Below are 1850 nucleotides of genomic sequence, written 5' to 3' on the forward strand. Positions count from 1 at the left end.
GCCCCGCGTACCGCGCGCTGACATAGCTGATGCCCAGCAGCGCGACCACCACGAACACCACCACCCGGACCCGCGTCGCCCTGGTGAGCATCAGCGGCCTCCCGCACTGCCCAGCGCCGGCCCGATGGCGGGCAGCGGCAGCACCAGCGGCCCGTCCTGGGCCTGGCCGGCGGGGCGCCGGTCGGCGGGCTGTTCCTGGTCGGGTCGGCCCTGACCGGGTTGGCCGGTGCCGCCACCGCTGGTCAGGGTCAGGTAGAGGTTGAGGTAGTCGCCCTTGACGCCGTCCAGGGCCGCGTCGGTGAACGGGTAGGTGAACAGGATCTCCAGCGCCTGCGGCAGGTTCTCGCCGGACTCGGCGAGCTGGCGCAGGGTCGGGGCGAGCGCGGTCAGGTCGGCGACCAGGTCGTCGCGGCCGCGGTTGACCGTGTCCACCGCGACGGTGGCCAGGGTGTCCAGGGTGCGCAGCATCGTCACCAGCTGGCCGCGCTGGTCGCTGAGCACCCGCAGGCCGGGTTCCAGGTCGTCCAGCACGGTGCCGATCTGGTCGCGCCGGCCGGCCAGGGTCGCCGACAGCCGGTTGAGCCCGTCCAGCGCCCTGGTGATCTCGCCCCGGTGCGCGTCCAGATCGGACACCAGCGTGTCCACGGTGGAGAGGAAGCCGCGGATCTCGCTCTCGTTGCCGGCCATGACCTTGTTCAGTTCCCTGGTGATCTCCTGGAGCTGGCCGATGCCGCCGCCGTTGAGCAGCAGCGACAGCGCGCCGAGCACCTCCTCGACCTCGGGGTTGCGGTTGGTGCGCGCCACCGGGATCACCGCGCCGTCGGTGAGCCGGTCGGCCGAGGCGTCGCCGTCCGGTGCGGCCAGCTCCACGTACTTCTCGCCGAGCAGGCTGGACTGGCGCAGCCGGGCCACGGCGTTGGCCGGCAGGCGCACCGAGTCGTTCACCGCGACGGTGACGACGGCTTTCCGGCCGTCCTCGGACAGCCCGATCCGCTCCACCCGGCCCACCGGGACGTCGTTGACCTTGACGCCGGCCTGCGGCACCAGGTCGAGCACGTCGGCGAACTCGATGGCCACCCGGTAGGGGTGCGCGCCCACGTCGGCGCCGCCGGGCAGCGGCAGCGCGTACAGGCCGGTGAAGCCGCCCGAGGTGCAGCCGGAGACGGCCACCAGCACCGCGCACAGCCAGCCGAGCACCGGCCGGGTCCCGTTGCGCCGCACGGGGTTCACCTGGTTCATGGCTGACCGCCCTCCCCCGGGGTGCCGCTCGGTTCCTGGCTGCCGCCCGCTCCCGGGACGACGCCGTGCACCTGGCCGACCGAGGGCAGGGGCAGCACCGGCGGGTCCGCCGGGTCGGGCGGGGAACCGCCGGGCAGCTGCCCGCCCGGTCTGGTCAGCGGTGGCGCGCACGCGGTCAGCCAGGCCGGGCACCCGGTCACGTTGACCATGCTGAACTCGTTGATGTCGGTGCGGGAGTCCAGCACGGCCCGCTCCGGGTTGTAGGCGTTGATCAGGTTCTGCAGGCTCAACGGCGTCAGGTCCAGCGCTTCGGCCACGGACGCGCGCTGGTCGACCAGCACCCCGGTGATCTCCGCCAGTTTGTCCACATTGGACTTGAGGTGGTCGCGGTTGTCCTGGACGAAGCCGTGCACCTGACCGAGGGCGGTGGCCAACTGGCTGAGCGCGGCGGCCAGCTCGTCGCGCTCGCCGGCCAGGAACCCGGTCACCTCGGCCAGCTGCCCGACCACCTGGCGCACCTGGGTGTCGTTGTCGGCGAGCATGCCGGTGAACCGCCGCAGGCTGTCCACGGTGGCGAACAGGTCCTCGCGCGAGCCGGACAGCGTCCGGGT

General features: G+C 73.1%; 1 protein-coding gene and 1 pseudogene. Both read right to left on the reverse strand.

The features are described 5' to 3' along the window. Positions 1 to 90 precede the first annotated feature (90 nt). A complete protein-coding gene (locus LX83_RS37525; protein WP_253780964.1) occupies positions 91 to 1239 on the reverse strand; it encodes an MCE family protein in 1149 nt (382 codons plus the stop codon). After that, positions 1236 to 1850 (reverse strand): annotated as a pseudogene (locus LX83_RS37530) (MCE family protein); the annotation flags it as partial. The gene LX83_RS37525 and the pseudogene LX83_RS37530, both read right to left, overlap by 4 nt.

The organism is Goodfellowiella coeruleoviolacea (genome assembly GCF_024171785.1).
Lineage (GTDB): Bacteria > Actinomycetota > Actinomycetes > Mycobacteriales > Pseudonocardiaceae > Goodfellowiella > Goodfellowiella coeruleoviolacea.

Bases quoted from the DNA above. Each gene is read 5' to 3' on its own strand.
- LX83_RS37525 (WP_253780964.1), bottom strand. From the start codon at position 1,239: ATGAACCAGGTGAACCCCGTGCGGCGCAACGGGACCCGGCCGGTGCTC.